At 76.3% G+C, this 2743-nt stretch carries 2 protein-coding genes and 1 pseudogene; 1 reads left to right on the forward strand and 2 read right to left on the reverse strand.

Translation table 11 applies throughout. From position 1 onward, the window contains the following. The first annotated feature begins 183 nt into the window (after positions 1-183). Complete coding sequence (locus PYV61_RS23660) at positions 184-651, forward strand: hypothetical protein (RefSeq protein WP_275836337.1); 468 nt, start codon at positions 184-186, stop codon at positions 649-651. 177 nt (positions 652-828) lie between these two features. Here PYV61_RS23660 and PYV61_RS23665 read toward each other — a convergent pair whose 3' ends face one another. Both PYV61_RS23665 and PYV61_RS23670 read right to left on the reverse strand, forming a co-directional pair. Further along, positions 829-2043: a DUF2911 domain-containing protein gene (locus PYV61_RS23665; protein WP_275836338.1), complete on the reverse strand. Its 1215-nt coding sequence runs from the start codon at positions 2041-2043 to the stop codon at positions 829-831. 99 nt (positions 2044-2142) lie between these two features. Beyond that, a pseudogene (locus tag PYV61_RS23670) lies at positions 2143-2743 on the reverse strand (hypothetical protein); the annotation flags it as partial.

The following is a 2743-nucleotide window of genomic DNA, read 5'->3' on the forward strand; positions in this document are numbered from 1 at the left end:
GGCGCGGTCCGCACGTCGCGCGCGCGGCTGGGCCCAGGACGGGACGCGCGCCCCGCGGGCCGGGACGTCCAATCGCTGGCGGGCGGCGCGCCCTACCGTGGACGTGCGACGCGGCGCCTGCGGGCGGCGCGGGCGCCATTCCCCATCCGCGGCGGCCGCGGCCGCCGACGCCCGGAGATGACGATGCGTACTCCCCTCGGTGCCGACCGTCCCGGTGTCTACCGTCGTGTCCCCGCCCTCGGGCTCCTGCTCGCGCTCCACCTCGCGGCCGGCTGCGCGTCCGCGCGCCCCGACGCCGCCGGCGACGCCTCCTTCCGGCGCGTCCGCGGCACGGCGGGCGACGTCTCGCAGCGCATGATCCAGGGCGCCGCGCTGTCGCAGGACCCCTCGCGGTCGCTGCTCGACGTGCTCGCCTCGTACTGGCCGACCACCATGCGCGGCGACCCGCGCGCCCAGCAGCTCGGCGGCGACGCCGGCGTGGGCGTGTACGTCAACGGGAACTACATGGGCGGCTGGGACTTCCTGCGCACCGTGCGCTCGGGCGAGGTCGTGCGCGTGCAGCGCATCACGCAGTCCGAGGAGTTCATGCGCTTCGGCCGCTCGTCGTTCAGCGGGGGGGTGGTGTTGACGTTCAGGGGGACGACGCGGTAGCCGGAGGCCGGGAACGGCGAACTCGGGAACGGCGAACTCGGATACTGCGAACACGGATACTGCGAACACGGATACTGCGAACACGGGTACGACGAACTCGGGTGAGGCGACTCGCAGTATCCGAGTTCGCCCCACCCGAGTTCGTCGTACCCGTGTTCGCCCGACCCGAACTCGCCCTTATCGAACCGTGAACGGCACCCCCAGCTGCTTGTCCGCCCACCGCAGCGCCAGCGTCCCCCCCGCCGCGCCCGACGGCTCGATGGCGATGGTGAACTGCTCGGCCGGCGACGAGAGCGGGGTCGCGGTCAGCGGGACGCGCACGAGGTCCTGCTTCTGGTCGTACTCCGTCCCCCACTGGCCCGTCTGCTTGTTGATCACCAGCTGGTAGCCCTGCGCGGTGGGCCAGGTGTAGAGCGAGTACTTCCCGGCCGGCACCGGCTGCCCGCCGATCACCAGGTCGGCCGACGTCACTAGCGTGGTCGAGGCGTTGGCGCCGGTGCGCCAGATCGCGTCGAACGGGACCAGCGTGCCGCCCCACACCGTGCGCCCGCGGACCGACGGGCGGCCGTAGTCGACCAGCAGCTGCGCGGCGCCGACCGTCGCGCGCGCCGTGTCGCGCGGCGAGGGCTGGCCGGCGGCCGGGCGCGCGCCGAAGCTCCGCGCGGTGGCCGCGACGTCCACGCCCTCGACGCGCTGCACCTCCTGCTTGTTCGTCGACTTCGACCCGTCGACGTGCACGAGCCGCCCCTGCGGGTCGAAGTGCATCGCGACCGGGTCGCCGAAGTAGGTGACGATCGTCTCCTGGGCGTTCCGCACCTTCACCGGGAGCGCCTGCACCTGCGGTCCGCCGCCCCAGAAGCGGATGGCCCCGCTGTCGCTCCCGGCCGCGCGCACGGCGCGCAGCGCCGCGTCCCACAACGCGTACGAGTTGGTGACGTTCGGGAAGGTCCCCGCCGGCGCCGCCGCACGGAGGCGCGCGACGCTGTCGGGCAGCTCGGCCTCCGCGAAGGCGCTGTCGCCGCGGAAGGTGAAGACCGAGCGGCGCGACTGGTTCGGGACCGGCGTCCCGTCCGGGCGGCGGGTGACGAGCTCCGCGCGCGTCGGGCGGCCCGACGCGTCGAGGTCGACGACGTAGTGCGTGGTGCGCGCGATCGGCGCGCGGTTCACCACGTCGCCCTCGAGGCGCGCGCCGCCGCCGGCGACGGGGGTGCGCGTCCACCGCTCGACGGCGGTGGTGTCGGTGCCGAGGCGCACGACGAACGCGCCCGACTCGGCGGCGCCGCCGGCGGCGGGGACGGACTTGCTGACCTTCTGCGGGGCCTGCGCGCCGAGGCGCGGGGCGGACGAGGCCGCGCCCAGGAGGGCGGCGGCCGCGAGGACGGAGCGGCGCATGCGTGTGGATGGGTGGAAGGGTGCGACGCGCGGGGCGCGCCGCGTCCATCCTGGCCGACCCGGGCGGACGGCGCCAGGGTCAGCATGGTGCAGCTTCCGTCAGGCCGGCCCGGGCGTCGTCGGCGTCATCGGCGTCGTGCGCGCCAGCTCCGCGGGGTGCCGCCGGAACCAGCTCGCGACCAGGTAGAACTCGTCCATGTCGTGCGTCGGGATGTCGGCGCCCCCCGGGTCGGGCCCCGCGTAGACGCGCCGCAGCTGCGCCGCGAGCGCGGCCTCCTCCTCGGCGGTCGCCGGCGCCGCGGCCTCGCCGCGCACCGTGCCGCGGCGCAGCAGGTAGAGCCGCTCCGTGCCGTCGTGCCCGAGCGCGCGGTAGACGAACGACAGCCGGTCGGCGCCCGCGTGGAAGCGCTGCAGCCGCCCCTCCAGCCACTCCAGCGCCTCCAGCCGCGCCTTGAGCGAGCCGGCGCGCTCGAAGTGCCACGCCTCGGCGGCCGCGTGCATCGCCGCGCGCAGCGTCGCCAGCGGGCCGTCGGTGCGCCCGGCGAGGAAGTCGCGCACCTCGCGCACCCGCGCGTCGTAGTCGCCGGCGCCGCCCCACGGCGCGCCGCGCGGGACGGTGCACGGCCCGGGGCAGCTCCCCAGCTCCGCGCGCAGGCACCCGGGGGCGCGCGCCGGCGCGGGCGTCGGCTCGGCGACGGCC

The organism is Roseisolibacter sp. H3M3-2 (assembly GCF_029211165.1).
Classification (GTDB): domain Bacteria; phylum Gemmatimonadota; class Gemmatimonadetes; order Gemmatimonadales; family Gemmatimonadaceae; genus Roseisolibacter.